Source organism: Massilia sp. Bi118, assembly GCF_918697865.1.
GTDB lineage: Bacteria > Pseudomonadota > Gammaproteobacteria > Burkholderiales > Burkholderiaceae_D > Telluria.
On record NZ_CAKKMV010000009.1, the window covers coordinates 150619 to 172598 of the forward strand.

18 protein-coding genes are annotated in these 21980 nt (G+C 65.7%); 12 read left to right on the top strand and 6 right to left on the bottom strand.

Annotated elements, in window-relative coordinates:
* Positions 1–3 precede the first annotated feature (3 nt).
* The 6 genes from hisI (at position 4) to tatC (ending at position 2855) form a co-directional block, all read left to right on the top strand.
* Positions 4–444, top strand: coding sequence for a phosphoribosyl-AMP cyclohydrolase (gene hisI, locus LQV39_RS15120; protein WP_230026957.1), 441 nt, complete (start codon positions 4–6; stop codon positions 442–444).
* Positions 441–779, top strand: coding sequence for a phosphoribosyl-ATP diphosphatase (locus tag LQV39_RS15125; RefSeq protein WP_230026958.1), 339 nt, complete (start codon positions 441–443; stop codon positions 777–779). Before hisI ends, LQV39_RS15125 begins: the two co-directional genes overlap by 4 nt.
* Before the next feature lie 67 nt (positions 780–846).
* Positions 847–1221, top strand: a complete 375-nt coding sequence (locus tag LQV39_RS15130; RefSeq protein WP_230026959.1) for a histidine triad nucleotide-binding protein — start codon at positions 847–849, stop codon at positions 1219–1221.
* 114 nt (positions 1222–1335) lie between these two features.
* Positions 1336–1584, top strand: a complete 249-nt coding sequence (gene tatA / locus LQV39_RS15135) for a Sec-independent protein translocase subunit TatA (protein ID WP_230026960.1) — start codon at positions 1336–1338, stop codon at positions 1582–1584.
* A gap of 9 nt (positions 1585–1593) precedes the next feature.
* Positions 1594–2103: a Sec-independent protein translocase protein TatB gene (gene tatB / locus LQV39_RS15140; protein ID WP_230026961.1), complete on the top strand. Its 510-nt coding sequence runs from the start codon at positions 1594–1596 to the stop codon at positions 2101–2103.
* On the top strand, positions 2103–2855 hold the full coding sequence (gene tatC, locus LQV39_RS15145; protein ID WP_230026962.1) for a twin-arginine translocase subunit TatC: 753 nt from the start codon (positions 2103–2105) through the stop codon (positions 2853–2855). The genes tatB and tatC overlap by 1 nt, the downstream gene beginning before the upstream one ends.
* A 66-nt stretch (positions 2856–2921) precedes the next feature.
* On the opposite strand, the gene LQV39_RS15150 is transcribed toward tatC, so the two are convergent.
* From LQV39_RS15150 to LQV39_RS15170, 5 genes are all read right to left on the bottom strand, one after another.
* On the bottom strand, positions 2922–3119 hold the full coding sequence (locus tag LQV39_RS15150) for a hypothetical protein (protein ID WP_230026963.1): 198 nt from the start codon (positions 3117–3119) through the stop codon (positions 2922–2924).
* Between the two features lie 206 nt (positions 3120–3325).
* Positions 3326–4132: a CsgG/HfaB family protein gene (locus LQV39_RS15155; protein WP_230026964.1), complete on the bottom strand. Its 807-nt coding sequence runs from the start codon at positions 4130–4132 to the stop codon at positions 3326–3328.
* Positions 4133–4271: 139 nt separating this feature from the next.
* Positions 4272–6206 (bottom strand): DUF885 domain-containing protein, encoded by a 1935-nt coding sequence (locus LQV39_RS15160; RefSeq protein WP_230026965.1) that lies wholly within the window; start codon positions 6204–6206, stop codon positions 4272–4274.
* Between the two features lie 82 nt (positions 6207–6288).
* The gene (locus LQV39_RS15165) at positions 6289–10440 is read right to left on the bottom strand and encodes a DEAD/DEAH box helicase (protein WP_230026966.1); all 4152 of its coding nucleotides are present in this window, start codon (positions 10438–10440) and stop codon (positions 6289–6291) included.
* Entirely contained in the window at positions 10437–12377 is a 1941-nt protein-coding gene (locus tag LQV39_RS15170; protein WP_230026967.1) for a prolyl oligopeptidase family serine peptidase, read from the bottom strand. Before LQV39_RS15170 ends, LQV39_RS15165 begins: the two co-directional genes overlap by 4 nt.
* Before the next feature lie 114 nt (positions 12378–12491).
* On the opposite strand from LQV39_RS15170, the gene hemE reads away from it, so the two are divergent.
* The 5 genes from hemE to LQV39_RS15195 all read left to right on the top strand — a co-directional run bounded on the left by hemE (position 12492) and on the right by LQV39_RS15195 (position 19212).
* Entirely contained in the window at positions 12492–13571 is a 1080-nt protein-coding gene (gene hemE, locus LQV39_RS15175) for a uroporphyrinogen decarboxylase (protein WP_230026968.1), read from the top strand.
* 533 nt (positions 13572–14104) lie between these two features.
* Positions 14105–16111 (top strand): primosomal protein N', encoded by a 2007-nt coding sequence (locus LQV39_RS15180; RefSeq protein WP_230026969.1) that lies wholly within the window; start codon positions 14105–14107, stop codon positions 16109–16111.
* Positions 16112–16114: 3 nt separating this feature from the next.
* The gene (locus LQV39_RS15185; protein ID WP_230026970.1) at positions 16115–16885 is read left to right on the top strand and encodes a hypothetical protein; all 771 of its coding nucleotides are present in this window, start codon (positions 16115–16117) and stop codon (positions 16883–16885) included.
* A complete protein-coding gene (locus tag LQV39_RS15190; protein WP_230026971.1) occupies positions 16882–17715 on the top strand; it encodes a hypothetical protein in 834 nt (277 codons plus the stop codon). Before LQV39_RS15185 ends, LQV39_RS15190 begins: the two co-directional genes overlap by 4 nt.
* Before the next feature lie 60 nt (positions 17716–17775).
* Entirely contained in the window at positions 17776–19212 is a 1437-nt protein-coding gene (locus LQV39_RS15195; protein WP_230026972.1) for a dihydrolipoyl dehydrogenase, read from the top strand.
* A gap of 29 nt (positions 19213–19241) precedes the next feature.
* On the opposite strand, the gene LQV39_RS15200 is transcribed toward LQV39_RS15195, so the two are convergent.
* Positions 19242–19727, bottom strand: a complete 486-nt coding sequence (locus LQV39_RS15200; protein WP_230026973.1) for an SRPBCC family protein — start codon at positions 19725–19727, stop codon at positions 19242–19244.
* 178 nt (positions 19728–19905) lie between these two features.
* Between LQV39_RS15200 and LQV39_RS15205 the strand changes: the two genes are divergently transcribed.
* On the top strand, positions 19906–21963 hold the full coding sequence (locus LQV39_RS15205; RefSeq protein ID WP_230026974.1) for a UvrD-helicase domain-containing protein: 2058 nt from the start codon (positions 19906–19908) through the stop codon (positions 21961–21963).
* Positions 21964–21980: the final 17 nt, after the last annotated feature.

Here is a 21980-nt window from a genome sequence, read left to right on the forward strand (position 1 = left end):
GACATGGTTACCCCGACGACGACGCCATCGATCCCGGCCCAGCCCTGGCTGAAGAAAATCCAGTGGGACGAGCACGGCCTGGTGCCGGTGATCGCCCAGGAAGCGGGCAGCGGCGATATTCTGATGTTCGCCTGGATGAACCGCGAGGCCCTGGCCAAGACCGTGGAGCTGGGCGAAGCGGTGTACTGGAGCCGCTCGCGCAAGAAGTTGTGGCACAAGGGCGAAGAGTCCGGCAACGTCCAGAAAGTGCTGGAAATCCGCCTCGACTGCGACGAAGACGTGGTGCTGCTGAAGGTCGAGCAGGCCGGCGGCATCGCCTGCCATACCGGCCGCCACTCCTGCTTCTTCCAGAAGTTCGACGGCGCCGACTGGCATGATGCCGAGCCCGTGCTGAAGGACCCGGCCGCGATCTACACCAATCCCAAACCGAAAAAAAGCAAATGAGCACCACCCTGAACCGCCTGGCGGCGGTGATCGAATCGCGCAAGCCGGAAAACGGCGGCGATCCGGACAAATCCTATGTCGCCCGCCTGTTCGCCAAAGGCGACGACGCGATCCTCAAGAAGATCGGCGAAGAAGCCACCGAAACCGTGATGGCGGCCAAGGACGTGCGCGCCGGCGCCGACGCCTCCAAGCTGCTGTACGAAGTGGCCGACCTGTGGTTCCATTCCGCCGTACTGCTGGCGCGCTTCGGCCTGACGCCGGAGCAGGTGCTGGACGAACTGGCGCGCCGCGAAGGCATATCCGGGATCGAGGAAAAGGCCGCACGCAAAGAGTGAGCCGCAGTAAGTGAGGTCACGGCGCTGTCATCCGACCCGAATAGAATATTGTGCTGAAGGAGAGAACATGGATAACTGCATCTTCTGCAAGATCGCCGCAAAGCAGATTCCGGCGGGCGTGGTGTACGAGGACGACGAACTGCTCGCGTTCAAGGACATCAACCCGGCGGCGCCGGTCCACCTGCTGATCATCCCCAAGCAGCACGTGGCCACGCTGTCCGACTGCACGGATGCGCATGCTGCGGTCCTCGGCAAGATGCTGGCCCTGGCGCCGAAACTGGCTGCCGAGCATGGTATCTCCGTCAAGCAAGGTCCTGACGGCCAGCGCAGCGGCGGCTTCAAGACCCTGATCAACAGCGGTCCGGACGGCGGCCAGGAGGTCTACCACCTGCACCTGCATGTGTACGGCGGCAAGCGTCCGTGGCGTGGGCTCGGCACTTGAGCAGCGAAACTTGACTAAAACTTCCGGCTGGAAAGAAACCATGCCGGGTAATCATCGCTTATACTGCGCTTACGCTGCATGCGAATTCGGGCGTAGGCCCGCAAGGAGAAAACAATGGGTTCGTTTAGTATTTGGCACTGGCTGATCGTGCTGGTGGTGGTGGTCCTGGTGTTCGGTACCGGCAAGCTGAAGAACGCAGGTTCCGACCTGGGCAAGGCCGTGAAGGGCTTCAAGGACGGCGTGAAGGGCAGCGAAGAAGAGCGCCAGGCGAATGCCAACGTGCCGCCGGCGCCGCCGCAGCAGGTCGTCGACAAGTCCCAGACCACGATCGACGTCGAAACGCGCGAAAAGAACCGCTCGTAATCTGATTTCATGATCGATCTCGGGCTTTCCAAACTTGCCGTCATCGGGGTGGTCGCGCTGATCGTGATCGGTCCCGAGCGGCTGCCCAAGGTGGCGCGCATGGCCGGCACCCTGTACGGCCGCGCCCAGCGCTACCTGCACGAGGTGAAGTCGGAAGTCTCGCGCGAAATCGAAATGGAAGAGCTGCGCAACCTGCACAAAGAGGTGCAGGAAACCGCGCACAGCTTCAAGACCGAGGTCGAGAGCTTCGGCGCCGAGGTCGAGAACACGGTCTCGTCGCACATGGGCGAGGTCGAATCGGCCTGGCGCGGCGATAGCGCTTCGTCGTATGCGCCTTCCGTCTCGCCGGACGACATCGAGCGCAAGGCGCGCGAATTCCGCCGCAAGAAGCTGGTCAAGACCTCCAGCATTCCATCCTGGTACAAGAACCGCCACGGCGGCCGCCAGCATGTGCTGTCGGGCGCGGCGCGCGTGCGCAAGTTCCGCCCCGGCGCCAAGTCCAACACTTCCTTCTTCTGATGACTGACGAAGCTGCAGGCGAAACCTTCATTTCGCACCTGGTCGAGTTGCGCGACCGCCTGGTCAAGGCCGTGATCGGCGTCGCCATCGTCTGTATCGCCCTGCTGGCCTGGCCCGGCCCGGCGCAGATCTACGACTACCTGGCCGCACCGATGCTGGCTTCGCTGCCGGTGGGCGCCAAGATGATCGCCACCGGCGTCAGCGCGCCCTTCCTGGTGCCGATGAAGGTGACCCTGGTGCTGGCGCTGATCCTGTCGCTGCCCTGGGTCTTCTATCAGGCCTGGGCCTTCGTCGCGCCCGGCCTGTACACCCACGAAAAGCGGCTGGTGCTGCCGCTGGTGATCTCGTCCTCGCTGCTGTTCATCGCCGGCGTCGCGTTCTGCTACTTCTTCGTCTTCGGACGGGTATTCCACTTCATCACCCACTTCGCGCCGACCTCGATCGCGGTCATGCCCGACATCGAGAACTACCTCGATTTCGTGATCTCGATGTGCCTGGCCTTCGGCGCCACCTTCGAGGTGCCGGTGGTGGTCGTGATCCTGGTCCGGATGGGCATCGTCAGCGTCGAAAAGCTGAAATCCTTCCGTCCCTACATCATCGTCGGCGCCTTCGTGATCGCCGCCATCGTCACGCCGCCGGACGTGGTCAGCCAGCTGGCCCTGGCGGTGCCGATGTGGCTGCTGTTCGAACTCGGCCTGCTGCTGGCGCCGGTGTTCGTGCGCGTTTCGCGGGCGCCGGAAGAACACGCCTGATCCTCATCCTGCACCTGGTTTGACGACAAGCGGCGCCCGTGAGCGCCGCTTGTCATTTCAGGGACATCATGCCCGCCGCGCAGCCTTGGGCGCGCACAGCATGGCCATCGGTGCGGCGTCCTGTTTCACGCCCTGCGCTGCGACATCGCGCATCACCGGCGCCCGTGCGCTGGCTTCCGGCAGACCGTCAATTGCCATCGAGCCGAAGCCGACGACAGCGAGTGCGACGACGAAGATCACTTCCATGTGTTTGTGGACGTTCATGATGTTCCCCTTCAGTAGCTGGTTTCGGAAAGTGCGGGACGTTTTTTTCGTCCACGGATCTCCATACAGCACGAGGCGTGCCAGCCACCGATACGGGGGTAAACACCTTTGCAGGCGCTCTTCAAACGCGGAAAGTCGGTCGGGGAACAACAGTTTGCGCCGGCGGTGTCGGGAGCGGCCCAACACCCACACCGGCGCGAGCGGACTCAGTTGGCTTTCAGGACGCCGCCATTCCCCAGGCCGCCTTCGACGGACTGCGCCTTGTAGGCACGCACGGCCTTGACCATCTGGTTGTACGAGTCCATGAAGGAGGCCGCCAGCACCTTGCCTTCCGGCGTGTTGCTGAAACCACTGGCGCCGGCCAGGCCATGCTGGAAGAAGCCGGCCATGAAGCCCATGTCCCAGTTTTGCGCGCTGCCTTCGGCCGCGGCCAGTTGGATGCCCGAGCGGTTGTCAAGCAGCAGCAGCATGGTCGAGGCCTCGTTCGACCTGGCGGAACCGCCGATCAGCGAGGCCACCGCGCCGATGCGGCCGCCCAGCAGGCCGTTGACGCCGCTGGTGCCTTTCTGGCTGAAGGTGATCGAGGGCGTCATCGTGTAGTCGGCCGCCACCATCTGGCCCTTGCCGAAATTACTCGTCTTGCGCAGCTCGCCCGATTGCATCAACTGGCGCTCGCCCTGCATCTGGCGCATGCCCTGGCCGCGCTCGACGATCACGAAGCAGTTCGACTGCTGGATGATCATGCGCAGCAGCGGCACCGTGCTCTGCGTGCGGTATTGCGCGGTCAGCTGGCTGACCCAGGGTTGATTCGATTCCTCGACGATGGCCAGGGTGCCCAGCGAACGGTCGCAGCGCTCGAGCTGGCCGTTGGCGCCGACCGAGGTGGCGCCGCCGGCCGCGCCGGTGGCGACGGTCTTGGCGCCGGATGCGCCGAGCGTCGGCGAGGTGCCGCAGGCGGGCAGGGACAGCAGGAGGGGAAGGAAGAGGCAGGCGGAGCGGCGTGGCAGCTTCATGGGCGTCCTTTGCGAGTGGCGGGGAAATCGCGCCATCGTAAGGGCTTGCCGGATGTTCTTGCTTGTGGGCAATCAAGCAGCGGCGGCATGCTCGATCTGCCTCATGCCGCCGCCATGCCCTGCACTTAATGCATTAGCTTTACTGCATCAACTGCCCGATGATCTTCACCGGCGCATTGCCGTAGCCAAGGAAATGGTCGTGGAAGGCCTTCAGGTTGAAGCGTTCGCCCAGTTGCTGCTTGCGGCGCTCGCGCAGTTCCATGATGTCGCTGTAGCCGCTGAAGTAGCTGGTCAGCTGCACCGACGACAGCTGCACGCGGCGCCATTTTTCCACGGCTTCCTGCGGCGTCTGGAAGGCCTGGCGCACCAGCAGGTCGAGGGCCTGCTCGCGCGTCATGCCGAGCACGTGCACGCTGTAGTCGAGAATCGTGTTCGACACGCTGCGCAGGTTCCACTTGCACCACATCAGCCACAGTTCCGGCGCATTGTTGCCGTAGCCGGATTCGAGCATCATGCGCTCGCCGTACACGGCCCAGCCTTCGACCATCGCGCCATTCCCGAACAGGGCTTTCACCAGCGAAGGCGAACGGTTGGCGTTCATCAGCTGGGTGTAGTGGCCGGGGATCGCTTCGTGGATGTTCAGGATTTGCAGCATCCAGTTGTTGTACTCGCGCAGGCTGCTTTCGGCCTGCTGCGGCGTGAGGCCATCCAGCGGCGTGACGTTGTAATAGGTTTTATCTTTCGGGCGATACGGTCCCGGCGCGTCGATGCTGGCGCCGGCTACGCCGCGCTGGTACAGCGGCGTCTCGCGCACCACCAGCGGCTTGCTCGGATCGATCGTCACCAGGTTGTTCTTGATGACGTAATCCTGCAGCTGGGGGATCTGGCGGCGGATCTCGGGCAGGAACTCGGCGGGCGCGACGTGCTGCAGCGAGAGCTTGTCGATCACCATGCCGATCTTCTGGAAGCGATCATTGGGCTTGGCTGCGTTGCCCATGGTCTGGCTCCACAGCTGGTCGGCCAGGCCGTCCATGCGTGTCAGGAGCTCTTCGCGCGCGGCCAGGGCTTTGCGATAGGTCTGCTCGGCCGTGCTGGCGGACTGGATCTCGAGCGCGAACTTCTGCTCGTACAGCTCCTTCCCGAGGCGGAACGAGCGCGCGCGCTGCATCTGCTCCTGGGATTTATCGAGGTCGGTCAGGAAGTCGACCCAGGCCAGCACCGCGCTGCCGGCGTTCGCCACGCGCTGCGCGAAGATCGCCTTTTCCTGCGGCGTCAGCTGGACCGAGTCCTGGGCTGCCTTGCCGACGTCGGCCAGCACCACCAGGGTGCCCGGCGCCTGCGAGATCGCCAGCTGGGTGTGCTCGCGGGTCGGGTTCAGGATCGAGGCCTGGGCCGCCTGGTAGTAGGCCGGGACGTCGGCCAGACGCTTGAGGATGGTGCGCAGGCGCTGCGGCTTCGCGGCGTACTCGGTGTTGAGGATCAGGTCGAGCGGCTGGGCCACGTTGTACTGGGCCGGGTTCCACTCGAAGTCGCGCAGCACCGCCAGCTTCCAGCGGTCGTATTCCAGCTTGTTGATCAGAACCGCGAGGTCGGTGCGCTGGTTGGGCGAGAGCTTGTCCGCGTTCAGCTTGCGGAATTTCGCCAGCCACTCGTCGGTGAAGGCCAGTTCCCTGGCGCGGGTGGGCGCGTCCGGAATGGTCAGCTTGGCGGCGGCGTCGAACTTGCCGACATAGATGCCGCCTTCCGGATCGACGCGCCACAGGGCGGTCAGGAACTGCATGGCCTGCGAGTCCATGTAGCGGTCGTTGCGGTTTTGCGAAACCGGGGCGGCGATCGGCGCCGCGGACGCTGCCGCGGCGGCGGCTTTGCCCTTGCCTTTGCGCTTGTTCGATTTGCTGTCGGCCCTGGCCGAAGCTTTGGAGGGTGCCTTGGCCTTCGACGACGCCTTCGCCTTGGCGCTGCTGGTCTGCTTCGGCTTGGCCGCCTTGCTGGTGCGCGCGCCTGCCGGCGCCAGGGCGAAGCTGGTGAGCAGGATCGCAAGAGCAAGCTTCGGCGCGATTTTCGTTTTCATCATCGTGTTCTGTCTGCCTGATTAAAAAATGGCGGGCGCCAGATTAGCACCATTCCCGGCCTTTGCGGGATACTGAAACAATACGTCACGTATCCAGCGCCGGCGCGCGCACGCCCGTCAGACCGGCCTGCAGCATGGCCAGCATGTCGCCAGGTGACATCCGCGCCGACACGTCGCTGCCCTCCAGCAGGCTGTCGGCCAGGTCGCGCTTGTGGCGGTGCAGGTCGACGATGCCTTCTTCGATCGTGTGTCGCGCCACCAGGCGGTAGATGGTCACCGGGCGTTGCTGGCCCATGCGGTGGGCGCGGTCCGAGGCCTGGTCCTCCACCGCCGGATTCCACCACGGGTCCATGTGGATCACGTAGTCGGCGGCGGTGAGGTTGATGCCGACCCCGCCGGCCTTCAGGCTGATCAGGAACAGGTCGCCGTCGCCGGCCTGGAAAGCGTCCACGCGGCGCTTCCTCTCCTGCATGGGCGTAGAACCGTCCAGGTACTGGTAGCGGATGCCGCGCTCGTCCAGGTGCTTGCGCAACAGGCTCAGGTGATCCACGAACTGGCTGAACACCAGGGCTTTATGCCGGTTCTCCAGCAGTTCGTCGACCAGGCGCGCAAAGGCTTCCTGCTTGCTGCTGCGGATGCCGCTCTCGGGCGCCACCAGCACCGGATTGCAGACGGCGCGGCGCAGCTTCATCATCTCGGCCAGGATCTGGATCTGTTTTTGCGCCTGCGGTGCTTCCAGCGTGGCGATGCGTTCCAGGGCGTCGCGGCGCAGCGATTCATACAGCGCCGTCTCTTCCTGGCTGAGCTCCACCGGCAGCACGATCTCGGTACGCGGCGGCAGTTCGGACAGCACTTGCGCCTTCGTGCGGCGCAAGATGAAAGGCTGCGTCAGGCGGCGCAGGCGCGTGCGTGCGGCCAGCTCGGCGCGCTTGTCGCTGGCCTTTTCGATCGGGCCGGCAAAGCGCAGGTTGAACTGGTCGCTGGTGCCGAGCAGGCCGGGGTTGATGAACCTGAACAGGTTCCACAGCTCGCCCAGGTGGTTTTCCAGCGGCGTGCCGGTGGCCGCCATCCGGAAATCGCCGCGCAGGGACATTACCGCCTGCGAGCGGCGCGTGTGCGCATTCTTGATCGCCTGGGCCTCGTCCAGCACGATGGTGTGCCAGCGTACGTCCTTGAACAGTTCCGCTTCCAGCTGCAGCAGGCCGTAGCTGACGACGATGACGTCGAAGGCGCCGGCCTCCTGCAGCATTTTGCGCCGGTCGCCGGCGCCGAACAGCTTCATGTTCAGGGTCGGCGCAAAGCGCTCCGCTTCCGCCATCCAGTTGGTCGCCACCGAGGTCGGCGCCACCACCAGGGTCGGGCCGCCGGGCGCACGCGACAGGATCAGGGCCAGCGCCTGCAGGGTTTTACCGAGGCCCATGTCGTCGGCCAGGCAGGCGCCCACGCCCCAATGCGCCAGGCGCGACAGCCATTCGAAGCCCTCGACCTGGTAGTCGCGCAGCTCGGCCTGCAGCGTGGTCGGCAGCTGCGGCTGGTAATCAGTGTTCGCCTGCATGTGCTGCAGGTGCTTGCGCCAGGCGATGTCGGCGTCGACTTCGCCGGCCTCCAGCGCCATCTCTTCCAGCGCGAAGCTGGCCAGCGGGTGGAAGCGCAGCGCCTCTTCGTCCGCATCGGTGTAGGCCGACAGGTCCGTCAACCTGCGGTGCAGCTCGTCGGTGAGGGCCAGGAACTGGTTGTCGCCCAGGGCCACGAAGCGGTCTTCGCGCAGGCGGCCGAGCAGCTCGCGCAAATTCATGACCTTGTTTTCGTCGATCTGCACCTCGCCATTGGCCGCGAACCAGTCCTTGTCGCGGCGGATGTTCAGGCGCACCGACTTCGACGAGACCTTCTTCGTGATGCGGAAGGATTCGCCTTCCGGCCAGCCGACCACCACCCGCGAGGCATCGATCTCCTGCAGCTCGGTGAGCAGCTCCAGGCAGTGGAAGGGTTGACCGAGCAGCCATTCGCCATGTTCGTGCTCGGCGTTTTCCAGCGCTTTACAGTCGGCCAGCAGCTGGCGCTCGGCTTCGCGCTCGGCATTCAGGTCGCGCCGCGCTTCCGTGCGCACGCCGCCGACGTCCGCGATGATACTCTCGGCCCCGTCGCCGGGCTGCAGGTAAGGCCCCGCATCCGGCAGCGGGCGCACCAGCACGCGCACGCGCAGGCCCTGCTGGTAGGGCAGCAGATGCACGTGCAGGCGCAGGTCGGCCGTCACCTGTTCGATGTCGGCCGGGCTGCCGCCGATGTCCGACTGCACCGTCACGATCGAAGAGATCGCGCTGATCGCCTGCAGCACGCGCTTTTCCGCTTCCAGCGGCACCACCAGGCCCTCGCCGACGATGGCGCCGATGCGCTTGTGCTCTTCCTTGATACGCACGATGCGCAGGCGGGTCGGCGTTTCCTTCGTCACCACCACCTCGCCCTGCTGCTCGCGCATGGGCGGATTCAATGAGATGGTCACCTTGCCGCCGCCGGCGCGCACCATCAGCTGGGGCTCGCCGGGCAGCAGTTCGATGCGCGTGCCGGGCGAGTCCATCCAGAACAGCAGCGGGTGGCCGGCCAGCAGGGCCACCGCCTTGTCGAGGTCGAACTCGTAGCGCATGCCGGTGCCGCTGTAGTAGCGGTAGGCGCCGACGGTAGCCGCCACCTGCACGTCCTGGGCCGTGAGGAAATCGAGTTCCGCCGCATCCTCGGCCAGGCGTTTCAGCGCCAGCGGACGCCCGCGGGTCCAGCCGCCCTGCACGTCGCGCTTCTGCTCGCGCGGTTCCAGCGCGCGCACGCCCAGGTGCTCATCCCAGCCGAGCAGCCAGGCCAGGCGCGATTCCTTCACCACCTCCACGTTCACCGCCGGCTGCAGGTTGATCAGGGCGTTGAGCTGGCGCTCCCAGGGCTGTTCGCGCTCGAACCACAGCGCCATGTCCGTGAAGCGGTGCTGCTGGCGCAGGGCGATCGCGCGCCTGTCGATACCGACCATGCCCAGCTGGCCCAGCACGGAACCGATCTGCGCGGCGATGAAGTCGAAGCCGGCGGCTTCGGCGATGTCCATCTGCTGTTCCAGGAAGGTTTTACGGTCTGCCAGCTGCGGCATGCCCAGCCACCAGTGCAGCAGGGCGCGGAACATCACCGGCTGCAGCGAGGCCTCCCAGTTGCGCGAGGGGAGCACTTCGGCGTCGACGGTGCCGCCGCGGATCTGGCGCAGCATCGACAGTTGCTGGTAGACGGCGGTGTCGTGGCTCTGCACGGCACGGGTGGCCGAATCGAGGTAGCTGTCGAGGGCCTTGGCGTGCTTGGGATCGCCGCTTTTCAACAGGGCCGTCACGTACAAATGGCCGCCGATGCCCTCGAAGATGGCCTTTCGTTTGCCGGTTTCCTTGCGCAGGGCTTTGAGGGCCTTGTCGAAGCCGGCCAGGGCCTCCTCCAGGTCGCCGCGCAGCAATTGCAGCACGCTGCGGTAGTACAGGGCCGCGGATTCGTCCAGGTCATGCAACAGCTCGGCGGCGGCGTCCAGGCGGCCGCACAGGATCAGGTGCTCGGCCAGCACAATGCGCAGCGCCATCGAGGCGCCGCCCTGGGCCACCAGCTCTTCCGCGTAAGCGCGGATAGCCGGGGCGCTGGCCGGCTCGCGCTGCACGTGGTTGACCAGCACCGCCAGCACTTCGTCGCGGGAGGCAGAGTTGATGCGTTCGATGAGCTCGGGCTCGAAGGGGCGGGCGCAGATGTCGACCAGCGGATGCAGGTAGGCCGCCTCATGGCAGCGCAGGCAGGCCGCCAGCAGCGGCGCGATGGTCTTCGGGCCTTCGCCGGCCAGCAGCGCCATGCGCAGCAGGGCCACGCCCTGGCGGTAGCTGCGCAGCATGGGCGTGCCTTGCCAGTCGAGGCGCAGCGGGGTCACGGTCTGGTAGACCTCGCGGATCTCGTGCAGACGGCGGCCACGGATGGCCCAGGCCATCGCCGGCCAGGCCAGGTCCGGCGCGATCACGTAGCCGCGCGAAGGCAGCTCGGCGATCAGGCCATCCGCGCGCAAAGCCTCCATGTCCTCGGCAATATCGTCTTCGACCGCGCTGTCGCCCAGCGGCGCCAGGTGCTCGTGGATGCGCCGCCGGCCCATCGGCTCGCCGGACAGGGCCAGCAGGGCCAGGATCAGCTTGCGCCTTTCACTGCACGACTCGAAGATCGCGCCCAGCACTTCCACACTCATGCGGCGAGGTTCTCGATCTCGACTTCAGGCAGGTCGGAGGGTACCGTGATGCCGAACACGCGCAAATAGAAAACCAGTTCCGCCTCCAGCGTGCGCACGATGCTGTCCGCCTTGCGGAAGCCATGTCCCTCGCCTTCCAGCGTAAGGTAGGCGACCGGCACCTGGCGTTTGCGCAGGGCCTCCACCATCACCTCGGACTGCGGCGGCGGCACCACCTTGTCGTCCAGGCCCTGGAAGAAGATCATCGGGCGGCGCAGCTTGTCGCTGTGGTTGATCGGCGAGCGTTCCGCGTAGACGGCGTCGGCTCTGGCTTTCGGCGCGATCAGGTATTCGTTGTAGTGCGATTCGAACTTGTGCGAATCGGCGTCCAGCCCTTTTAAATCGGACACGCCGTAATAGCTGGCGCCGGCCTTGAACACGTCGTGGAAGGCGAGGGCGCACAGGGTGGTCAGGCCGCCGGCGCTGCCGCCGCGGATCAGCAGGCGCTCGCGGTCGACCAGTTTCTCCCCCGCCAGGTACTGCGCGCCGGCCACGCAGTCCTCGACGTCGACCACGCCCCATTGTTCCTTCAGCAGGTCGCGGTAGGCGCGACCGAAGCCGGTACTGCCGCCGTAGTTCACGTCCAGCACGGCGATGCCGCGGCTGGTCCAGAACTGGGTCGCCAGTTTCAGGGTGCTGCTGGCCATGCCGGTCGGGCCGCCGTGGCCGATCACCATCAGCGGCGGCAGTTCGCCGGGCAGCGGCGCATGGTCGGCGTTGGTCGGCGGGTAGTAGAAGGCGTGCGCGGTGCGGCCATGCATGCTCGGGTAGCTGACGGTCTGCGGCACCGACAAATAGCCCACCTCGGGCAGCTTTTCGATCGAGCGCGCCAGCACTTCGCGCTGTCCGCTGGCGAGGTCCATGCGCACCACTTCCGCGGCGATGGTCGGGGCGCCGCCCAGGAAAGCGATGGTATCGCCGCTGACGCGCAGGTCACGGATGTCCTGGTAGGGCGTGGCGATTGCCGTCAGGGCGCCGCTGCGCGTGTCCAGGCGCGCGAGCTGGCTGACGCCGCCCTCGATGTAGGCGCACACGATCTCGTCGCTTGATGCGAAGCCGTACATCGATTGCCCGAACACCCACTGCGGCAGCCCGAACTCCGCCTCGTGCGGGCAGACCGGATGCACCACGCCGTGTTCGTAGCGGTGCAGATTCCACCAGCCGCTGCGGTCCGAAACGAAGTAGAGCAGGCCGCCGGGCGACCATTCCGGCTGCACGATGGCCTCGCTGTCGCCGCCGGCGATCAGGCGGCCGTTGGCCAGCGTGCCGTCCGCGGCGATGTCGGCCAGCCAGAGTTCCGTGCCTTCCCAGGGCATGCGCGGGTGGTTCCAGCACAGCCAGGCGAGTTGTTTGCCGTCCGGCGAAATGCGCGGCGACGCGTAGAAATCGTAAGCTTCGTCGAGCACCAGCTGGCTGCCGTTGGCGCCGAGGGCGCACAGGGTGTTGACCGGGTAGGTCGCGCCGGCCGTATGGTCTTCGCGCACGCCGACCAGGCGCACGTGGACGCGGTCCAGCACGAAGTCGGCCCAGCGCAGGGCGCCGCCCTCGCTGACCGGCACCGGCTCGCTGCCATCGGGATCCACGCGGTAAATACGGTTGTCGGCAAAATTCGAGAACCACACGCGCTTGTCAGCGGCCAGCACCGCGCCGCCGCCGTATTCATGCACGCGGGTGCGGGCATTGAAGGGCGCCGGCGTGAGTTCGTCGACGCGGCCATCGCACTGGCGCAGCAGGGTGGTGCGGCCGCCTTCGCTGGCGCGGCCGGCCAGCCAGAACAGGTCGGCGCCGTCCAGCAGCACGCCGGACAGCGGCGTCGAGCCCGCGGCGACGACGGCGGCGGTGATCGGGGAAGTCCAGGCGCCGCATGGGGCGGCCTGCTTGCGGGAGGAGTCGGTCATGGTCGGTCCTGGCATGGGCGAGAGATGCATTATAAGTCGCGTCCAGGCCGCACGAAGGATGCGATAATACGCGTTTGCCTTCGTTTTCAAACGTTCATTGTCAGGTTGCCAGCCATGCCACAATTCGCCCCGCTTCAGAACGACACCTTCCTGCGTGCGCTGCTGCGCCAGCCGACCGACTACACCCCGGTGTGGCTGATGCGCCAGGCGGGGCGCTACCTGCCGGAATACCGCGCCACCCGCGCGCGCGCCGGCTCCTTCCTGGGCCTGGCCAAGAATCCGGATTTCGCCACCGAAGTGACCCTGCAGCCGATCGACCGCTATCCGCTGGATGCCTCGATCCTGTTCTCGGACATCCTGACGGTGCCGGACGCGATGGGCCTGGGCCTGTATTTCGAAGACGGCGAAGGCCCGAAATTCGAGCGCACCGTGCGCACCGAGGAAGACGTCGCCAAACTGCAGGTGCCGGACATGGCCTCCCTGCAGTACGTGTTCGACGCCGTGACCCAGATCCGCACCGCCTTGAATGGCCGCGTGCCGCTGATCGGCTTTTCCGGCAGCCCCTGGACCCTGGCCTGCTACATGGTCGAAGGCGGCGGCTCGCGCGAGTTCCACACGATCAAGAAGATGCTGTACGCGCGTCCGGACCTGATGCACCGCATCCTGGACGTGACCGCGCAAGCCGTGACCCACTACCTGAACGCCCAGATCGACGCCGGTGCCCAGGCCGTGATGATTTTCGACTCCTGGGGCGGCGCGCTGGCCGATGGCGCCTACCAGGCCTTCTCGCTGGCCTATATGCGCAAGATCCTGGCCGGCCTGAAGCGCGAGAAAGACGGCGTGCGCATCCCGGCGATCGTCTTCACCAAGGGCGGCGGCCTGTGGCTGGACGAGATGGCCGATATCGGCGCCGACGCGCTCGGTCTGGACTGGACCGTCAACCTGGGCCGCGCGCGCGCCCTGGTCGGCGACCGCGTGGCCCTGCAGGGCAACCTGGACCCGGCCGTGCTGATGGCCGGCCCGGAGCAGGTCGCCGCCGAAGTCGAGAAGGCGCTGACCGCCTACGGTACCCCGTCGGGCGGCCACGGCCACGTATTCAACCTGGGTCACGGCATCTCGCAGTTCACGCCGCCGGAGTCGGTAACGGCCATGGTTGAAACGGTTCACGCGTTCTCCCGCCGCCAGCGCGCCTGATCCGCACTGCCGTCCGCGCCGCACCAAAATCACACTTATTCACAAAAGCGTGAACGATCCCGGTCCAGCCTGTGGAAATGTACAGTACTGGATGGGAATCGATAAGTAATTGATTTATATGGTTTTATGCCTGAGCGCCCAAGGGGAGCTTCGGGCATGGGAAGCTTACCAGGCAGGCGCCTGTCCAAGTTGACAGCGCATTGTTCACAAAGTTATGCACAGCTTCTGTGCATAATCCAGAAAAGTGCTTGGTTTACCGGGGTTTACAAGATTTCTTCAAGTGTTGCATCAAGTTTTTGCTGCACTGCGCTTGACTTCTTCACCGGAAATGCCCAGTTATGCACAGAAGTGGCCGAGCGATGCCGAATTTCTGTCGCAGCAAGGTTGTGCAGGCAAGTGACTGAATTTAAAAGAGAAATTTTTTTGTGAACTTAGGGAATTGCTAAGTGCTTTGAGCTAACGTAAACCTTTGTCCCGGTCAAGTTTTCCATTTTCCACAAAGTTTTCCACAGCACTCCCTGTAAAGGTCCGGTTTGGCGTATTGCATCTTACAAATCGCGCTCGACACCCCGCTCGACAGCGTCTTCGATTACCGCTGGGCCTGTGAGCCCGGCAGCGAACCCGCGGTCGGGCAGCTGGCGCTGGTGAATTTCGGGCGGCGCGAGGCCGTCGGCGTGATCGTCGCCGTCAAGCAGGAAACCGATGTCCCGCTGGACAAGCTCAAGGATGCGCTGGCCGTGCGCAGCCAGCTGCCGCCCTTGTCGAGCAAATGGCTGGCGCTGGCGCGCTTCGCCGCCGACTACTACCACCGCCCGCTCGGCGAGGTCGCAATGCCCGGCCTGCCCAAGAATCTGCGCCTGTCGACCACGGTGGCGCTGGACCGCGCGCTCAAGAAGCTGGCCAAGCTCGAGGATGCGCACGACCCGTCCCCGGCCGCGATGCCGGTGCTGAATCCCGCCCAGCAGCAGGCCGCCGACGCGATCGGCCAGGCACAAGGCTTCACGCCGCTGCTGCTGTACGGCGTGACCGGCAGCGGCAAGACCGAGGTCTATCTGCAGGCCTGCGCACAGGTGCTGGCGCGCGACGAAGCCGCCCAGATCCTGATCCTGGTCCCGGAAATCAACCTGACGCCGCAGCTGGAAGCAAACATCCGCGCGCGCTTCCCCGGCGTGATGCTGGCGACCCTGCACAGCAGCCTGTCTGAGGGCGAGCGCATGCTGCACTGGCTGGCCGCGCACCAGGGCCGCGCGCGCATCGTGCTCGGCACCCGGCTGGCGATCCTGTCTTCGCTGCCGCACCTGAAACTGATCGTGATCGACGAGGAGCACGACCCCTCGTACAAGCAGCAGGAAGGCCTGCGCTATTCGGCGCGCGACCTCGCCGTGTGGCGCGCGCACCAGCTCCGGATTCCCATCGTGCTGGGCTCGGCCACCCCTTCGCTGGAAAGCTGGCACCACGCGCAGACGGGCCGCTACCGCAAGCTGGAGCTGCGCGAGCGTGCCGTGCGCGACGCCGTGCTGCCGCGCGTAAAACTGGTGGATATGGAGAAGGACAAGCCGAAGGAGGGTTTGACTTCGCACCTGATCGCGGCGCTGCGCCACCGCATGGAGCGCGGTGAACAGTCGCTGCTGTTCCTGAACCGGCGCGGCTATGCCCCGGTGCTGTCCTGCGATGCCTGCGGCTGGATCAGCAACTGCACCCGCTGCACCGCCTTCATGGTCCTGCACCGGCCCGAGCACCGGCTGCGCTGCCACCACTGCTCGCTCGAGCTGCGCATTCCGCATTCCTGCCCGACCTGCGGCAACATCGACCTGCAGCCGCTGGGCCGCGGCACCCAGCGCGTCGAAGAGGGCCTGCAGCTGCTGTTCCCGGAGGCGCGCGTGCTGCGCATCGACGCCGACTCCACGCGCCGCAAGGGCAGCGCCCAGGCCGCATTCGATACCGTGCACCGCGGCGACGTCGACATCCTGATCGGCACGCAGATGGTCGCCAAGGGCCACGACTTCAAGAACCTGACCCTGGTCGGCGTGCTGAATCCCGATACCGCCCTGTTCTCGCAGGATTACCGTGCCAGCGAGCGACTGTTCGCCCAGCTGATGCAGGTGGCGGGCCGCGCCGGCCGCGCCGGGCTGGAGTCGGAAGTGCTGATCCAGTCGCGCTATTGCCAGCATCCGCTGTACAACGCGGTGATGCGGCACGACTACGACCGCTTTGCCGGCAGCCTGCTCGAGGAACGCCACCAGGCCGCACTGCCGCCCTACATGTACCAGGCCCTGCTGCGCGCGGAAGCGCCGGAACTCGCCACCGCCATTGCCTTCCTGGAGCAGGCGCGCGATGCGGTGACTAGCGATGCCGTCGTGCTCAACGATCCGATCCCGATGACCATGACACGGGTGCATAATGTCGATCGTGCCCAGCTGCTGGTGGAGTCGAATTCACGCCCGGCGCTGCAGGCCTTCCTGACAGTCTGGGTCGACGCGCTGCGGGCGATGAAGTCGCGCGTGCGGTGGTCGCTGGAAGTCGACCCCTTGGATATCTGAACCATGAAAAAAACTGTGTACCGATGGGGATGGGTGGTGGCGCTGGCGATGCTGGCGGGCGGCGCGCAGGCGCGCACGGATGGCGAGAAGGCGGTCGTGGGCATCGGTGAGCTGCTCAAGGCCGACGACTGCGCCGGCGCCGTCAAGGCCTTGAACGCCGGCCTGCAGGCGGGCTATCCGGAGGCGGCCCTGCTGGCCGGCACGATGTTCGAGGCAGGCTTCTGCGTCAAGAAAAACTGGGACAAGGCGGTCGGCTTTTATACGCAGGCGCACGACGGCGGCATCCGCGAAGGCGCCTTGCGTCTTGCCGCCGGCTTCGCGGATACGGCCAACGGTCCCGATGCCGCCGCCGCGCTGTGGTGGGCCAAGCGCGCCCGGCTCGATGCAGGGACCTGCACATCCAGGCTGCCGGACGCCGACGATCCGGACCGCTTCGTGGAAGCCCTGCGCGCATGGCCGGCGCGGGAAGTGAAGTTCTGTAATTATGTGGCCGGCGTCATGTCCTTCATGACCGCGGACGCCCGCTACCCCATGGCCGGCATCTCGCGCGAAGCCATGGGAATCGTCGAGGTGGCCTGGACGCCGGCCCGCCACCATTTCACGACACAAGGCCTCAGCGGGACCACCGGTCCGGCGCAGGAAAACATGGTCGCGGCGGTGAAGCAGTCCATCAGCCTGGCCGGGGCACGCTATCAAATGCCTTTGGGCGTCTCGCCAAAGTGGCAAATTGCGTTCAACCTCGTGTTCGACATCGACAGGAGCCGCTGGTGGTGAGGCGCGCAATCCTGGCGGCAGGCGCCGCGCTCGGCCTGGCCGCGCTGTTGCCGCTTTCCTGCTGCGCCGCTCTCACCCCCGGCCAGGAAGCGGCCGCCGCGGTCACCCGCCGCATCGAAGCGCGCGAATGCGCCGGCGCCGTCGACGAACTGAAGTCCGGCCTGAAGCGCGGCTTCGGCGAGGTGTCCCTGCTGGCGGGCACGATGTACGAGCACGCCGTGTGCGTGCAGCGCGACTGGAACCGCGCCGTCCTGTTTTACTCGCAGGCCTACGTGAACGGGGTCAGGGAGGCGGCCGACCGCATGGCCGCCGGCTACGCGGCGCCGGAGAACGGGGCGGACGTGGCCGCCGCGATCTGGTGGGCCGGCAAGGGCCGCATCAAGGCGTCGCCGGGCCTGCAGACCCTGGCGCCATGCGCCGTCGATGCGGCCGCCGCGGACGACATGGACCGCTTCGTCGCCGAGCTGCAGACCTGGCCGCAGTGGCGGCTCGCCATGTGCAACTACGTGGTCGGCGTGATGTCGACGCTGTCGGCCGAGATCAAATACCCGGCGCTGGCGCAAGCCTATGGCGTGGGCGGCGAAGTGACGCTGCGCTTCCTGCCGGCGGTGCCGAAGATCGACATGAAGCGAGGCGATACCCAGGAATACCAGCTGCTCGGGATCGTCAACGGCGACGTGCTGCGCGACCGCGGGGCTTCGATGGTCACCGGCGCCTTCGAGAAAGCGATCGGCACGGTGGCCGAGCGCGCGCTGCGCCGCTATCCGCAGCCCAGCGGCATTCCGGCAGAGGCGGTGTTCTATGTCCGCTGGATATTCAAACTGGACTAGGACCCTGAGCGTTTCGCGAAAATAGCGTATCGTCATGTCCGCGAACTACCGGAGACGAAGATGCAAAAACTGAAGGTCGATGTCGCCGTCGTCGGCGCCGGCACCGCGGGCCTGGTGGCCTACCGTTCCGCGAAAGCCCAGGGCGCGCGCGCCGTCATGATCGAGGGCGGGCCCTACGGCACCACCTGCGCGCGCGTGGGCTGCATGCCGAGTAAACTCCTGATCGCCGCCGCCGAGGCTGCGCACATGATCGATCTCGCCCCCGCCTTCGGCGTGCATGCGGGAGAAAAACGCGTCGACGGCGTGGCCGTGATGGAGCGCGTGCGGCGCGAGCGCGACCGCTTCGTCGGCTTCGTGCTGGAAGGCGTGGACAGCATCCCGGACGACGACAAGCTGCGCGGCTATGCGCGCTTTACGGGACCGCATACGCTGGTCGTGGACGAGCATACCGAAGTCGAGGCCGCACGCATCGTGATCGCCACCGGTTCGGCGCCGACCCAGCTGCCGAAGCTGCAGAACGTCGGCCCCGGCGTGATCACCAGCGACGAGGTGTTTTACTGGCAGGATCTGCCGCGCTCGGTGGCCGTGATCGGCACCGGCGTGATCGGGCTGGAGCTGGGCCAGGCCCTGACTCGCCTGGGCGTGCGCGTGAGCGTGTTCGCGCGCGGCGGCAGCGTGGCCCAGCTGACCGACCCGGCGGTGCTGCGCAACGCGGCGCGCGTGATGGCGGACGAACTGGACCTGCACTTCCAGTCCGAGATCGTCGGCGCGGTGCAGGACGGCGACGAGGTGGCCCTGACCATCCGCCAGAACGGCGAGGAACGCGCGATGCGTTTTCAATATGTGCTGCAGGCGGCCGGGCGCACGCCCAACGTGGCCGGGATCGGCATCGAGCAGCTGGGACTGGCGCTGGGCGCCAACGGCGTGCCGCTGTTCGACAGCCGCACCATGCAGTGCGGAACCAGCCACGTCTTCATTGCCGGCGACGCCAACAACGAGCGCCCGGTGCTGCCGGAAGCGGCCGACCACGGCAAGATCGCCGGCGACAATGCCGGGCGCTATCCGGACATCCGCCCGGGCCTGCGGCGCGCGCCCCTGACGATCGCGTTTACGGAACCGAACATCGTCAGCCTGGGCGCCAGCTACAAGCAGCTGTGCGCGCCGGGCAAGCCGAAGTTCGCGATCGGCCAGGTCTCGTTCGAGAACCAGGGCCGCAGCCGCGTCATGTTGCAGAACAAGGGGATGCTGCGGGTGTACGGCGAGTACGGCACCGGGCGCTTCCTGGGCGCCGAGATGATCGGCCCGCGCACGGAGCACATCGGCCACCTGCTGTCCTGGGCCGTGCAATCGCGGCTGACGGTCGAGCAGATGCTGGAGATGCCCTTCTACCACCCGGTGGTGGAGGAGGGCGTACGCACCGCGCTGCGCGACTTGGCCGCGAATATCGTCAAGGGTTGCAGCGATATCGATCCGGACGAAGTCGAACCCGGGACGTAAGGTAGGGTGGGCACGGTGCCCACCCTAGGTTAATTCAAAAAACTGGCGTCCAGCTTGCCCTCGGACGCCATCTGCCGCACGATCTTGACCGTATCGATATCGGCCTCCTGATAAGCCGATTTCTTGAAATCCTCGTACATCTTGCCCATCTCGTCGCTGGCGCCGGGATTGCCGTCGTCGTACAGGAAGCGCAGCCACATCACGCCTTCGCTCGGCGCTTCGATGGTCATGGTGAGCCTCGACGCCGCGATCTCGCCCTGGGCCGGGACTTCGAAGCGCACTTCCTGCAGCGGGGTCAGGTAGACGACGTCGTCGATTACCAGTTCGCCGTAGCGCAGGCGGCGCGCGAAACTGCCGCTCTCAAGCTCGACGATCGTGCATTCGTCCAGGTGGGGCACGAACAGCTTCGGATCTTCCGCGCGCAGCACCAGGCCGCGCCACAGTTGCTCACGGGTCATGGTGTCGGCCAGTGGGTTGAGCGGGTCGTTAATCTCGATCAGGTGTTCAAATTTCATGTTCTATCTCTCGCGCAGGGCGTACTAAAGCGGTTATATGGTGGCGGATGCCGTGCTGACAAGCCGCAACACAATCTGTTTTTCTGAAATGATTTTAGCGCGCGGGCCTCAGCTTCGTTAAAATGCTGAGCTCAAATGTTGAGCTCACCTCACAGGCAGTCCTGCAGGAAACATCCCCATGTCGACCCCGAATTTCGGCCTCAACGGTCCGCAGAGCGAAGCCGTGCTCTACCTCGACGGCCCTTGCCTGGTGCTGGCTGGCGCCGGCTCGGGCAAGACCCGCGTGATCACCCAGAAGATCGCCTACATGATCGAGCATCGCGGCTACGATCCGCGCACGATCGCCGCGCTCACCTTCACCAACAAGGCTGCGCTGGAAATGCAGGAGCGGATCGGCAAGCTGCTCAAGCAGCCCAAGCAGGCCAAGCAGCTGACCGTGTCGACCTTCCACTCGCTGGGCGTCAAGATTTTGCGCCAGGAGGCGGCCGGCGTCGGCCTGAAGGACAAGTTCTCGATCATGGACAGCGACGACTGCTACACGATCGTGTCGGACCTGGGCGTCACCACGGACAAGCAGGAGATCCGCCGCATCCAGAATTCGATTTCGCTGTGGAAGAACGGCCTGGTCGACCCCGAGGACGCGATCCGCAATGCGCAGGACGAGGACGAGGCCCATGCTGGCCGCATCTACCGCAGCTATGTGGCGACGCTGCAGGCCTACCAGGCGGTCGACTTCGACGACCTGATCCGCCTGCCGGTGGAGCTGTTCCGCAACAACGAGCCGATCCGCGACCGCTGGCAGCGCCGCCTGCGCTATCTGCTGATGGACGAGTACCAGGACACCAACACCTGCCAGTACGAGCTGGTGAAGCTGCTGGTGACGGGCATCGGTAAAAAGCCGATGTTCACGGCGGTGGGCGACGACGACCAGGCCATTTACGCCTGGCGCGGCGCTTCGGTCGAGAACCTCAAGACCCTGCAGACCGATTTCCCGGACCTGCGGGTCATCAAGCTCGAGCAGAACTACCGCTCGACCACGCGCATCCTGCAGGCCGCCAACGCGGTCATCGGCAACAACCCGAAGCTGTTCGAGAAGGCGCTGTGGTCGGAACACGGCCTGGGCGAGCCGATCAAGGTGCTGGGCATGCCGAACGAGGAGACCGAGGCCGACCAGGTAGCGATCATGATCTCGTCCGAGCGTTTCCAGCGCAAGAACAAATGGGCCGACTACGCGGTCCTGTACCGCGGCAACCACCAGGCCCGCATCATCGAACAGGCGCTGCGCAAGGAACGCATCCCGTACACGATTTCGGGCGGCCAGAGCTTCTTCGACAAGGCCGAGATCAAGGACGTCATCGCCTACCTGCGCCTGATCGCCAACGAGGACGACGATCCGGCCTTCATCCGCGCCGTCACGACACCCAAGCGCGGGGTCGGCATGGCGACCATCGAGGCGCTCGGCGAATTCTCGAAGCAGTGGAACTGCTCGCTGTTCGCGGCCGCGCTCAAGGGTGGCATCGAAGCCAAATTGCAGGACCGCCAGCTGTATCCGCTGCGCGAGTTCTGCCACTGGATCAACGAGCTGGAAGACCGCGCCACGCGGCCGGGGCCGTCCGGGAGCGGCGATGCCGCCGCCGAGTTGCTCGACGACATGATGAAAGAGATCAATTACGAGCACTACCTGTACGAGAACTTCGACGACAAGGCGGCCCAGGGCAAGTGGCAGAACGTGCTCGAGTTCACCAATTGGCTGAAGGAGCGTGGCCGCGGCGGGCGCGACCGCGACGGCGAGGAAAAGAACCTGCTCGAGCTGACCCAGATGGTGGCGCTGATGTCCATGCTGGAAGGCCAGGACGAGGAGCAGGATGCGGTGCGCATGTCGACCCTGCACGCCTCCAAGGGCCTGGAGTATCCGCACGTCTACCTGGTCGGCGTCGAGGAAGGCATCCTGCCGCACAAGGGCGACGTCGACGATCCGGTGGAAAAGATCGCCGCCCGTATCCAGGAAGAACGGCGCCTAATGTACGTCGGCATTACCCGCGCCCAGCGTACCTTGCACATTACCTGGTGCAAGAAACGCAAACGTGCCGGCGAACTCCAGCATTGCGATCCATCCCGCTTCATCAAGGAGATGGCGCTCGACGTCGGCGATGCGCCGCCCAAGGAAGATGAGGTGCTGAGCCCGAAAGCCCGTCTGGCCAATCTGAAAGCCTTATTGGCAACGCCGAAGCCATGATTTCAAGATAGGAACAT

What these genes read in the sequence shown, in the direction of transcription:
- hisI (WP_230026957.1), top strand. Translation starts at nt 4, where the DNA reads ATGGTTACCCCGACGACGACGCCATCGATCCCGGCCCAGCCCTGGCTG.
- LQV39_RS15125 (WP_230026958.1), top strand. Translation starts at nt 441, where the DNA reads ATGAGCACCACCCTGAACCGCCTGGCGGCGGTGATCGAATCGCGCAAG.
- LQV39_RS15130 (WP_230026959.1), top strand. Translation starts at nt 847, where the DNA reads ATGGATAACTGCATCTTCTGCAAGATCGCCGCAAAGCAGATTCCGGCG.
- tatA (WP_230026960.1), top strand. Translation starts at nt 1,336, where the DNA reads ATGGGTTCGTTTAGTATTTGGCACTGGCTGATCGTGCTGGTGGTGGTG.
- tatB (WP_230026961.1), top strand. Translation starts at nt 1,594, where the DNA reads ATGATCGATCTCGGGCTTTCCAAACTTGCCGTCATCGGGGTGGTCGCG.
- tatC (WP_230026962.1), top strand. Translation starts at nt 2,103, where the DNA reads ATGACTGACGAAGCTGCAGGCGAAACCTTCATTTCGCACCTGGTCGAG.
- LQV39_RS15150 (WP_230026963.1), bottom strand. Translation starts at nt 3,119, where the DNA reads ATGAACGTCCACAAACACATGGAAGTGATCTTCGTCGTCGCACTCGCT.
- LQV39_RS15155 (WP_230026964.1), bottom strand. Translation starts at nt 4,132, where the DNA reads ATGAAGCTGCCACGCCGCTCCGCCTGCCTCTTCCTTCCCCTCCTGCTG.
- LQV39_RS15160 (WP_230026965.1), bottom strand. Translation starts at nt 6,206, where the DNA reads ATGATGAAAACGAAAATCGCGCCGAAGCTTGCTCTTGCGATCCTGCTC.
- LQV39_RS15165 (WP_230026966.1), bottom strand. Translation starts at nt 10,440, where the DNA reads ATGAGTGTGGAAGTGCTGGGCGCGATCTTCGAGTCGTGCAGTGAAAGG.
- LQV39_RS15170 (WP_230026967.1), bottom strand. Translation starts at nt 12,377, where the DNA reads ATGACCGACTCCTCCCGCAAGCAGGCCGCCCCATGCGGCGCCTGGACT.
- hemE (WP_230026968.1), top strand. Translation starts at nt 12,492, where the DNA reads ATGCCACAATTCGCCCCGCTTCAGAACGACACCTTCCTGCGTGCGCTG.
- LQV39_RS15185 (WP_230026970.1), top strand. Translation starts at nt 16,115, where the DNA reads ATGAAAAAAACTGTGTACCGATGGGGATGGGTGGTGGCGCTGGCGATG.
- LQV39_RS15195 (WP_230026972.1), top strand. Translation starts at nt 17,776, where the DNA reads ATGCAAAAACTGAAGGTCGATGTCGCCGTCGTCGGCGCCGGCACCGCG.
- LQV39_RS15200 (WP_230026973.1), bottom strand. Translation starts at nt 19,727, where the DNA reads ATGAAATTTGAACACCTGATCGAGATTAACGACCCGCTCAACCCACTG.
- LQV39_RS15205 (WP_230026974.1), top strand. Translation starts at nt 19,906, where the DNA reads ATGTCGACCCCGAATTTCGGCCTCAACGGTCCGCAGAGCGAAGCCGTG.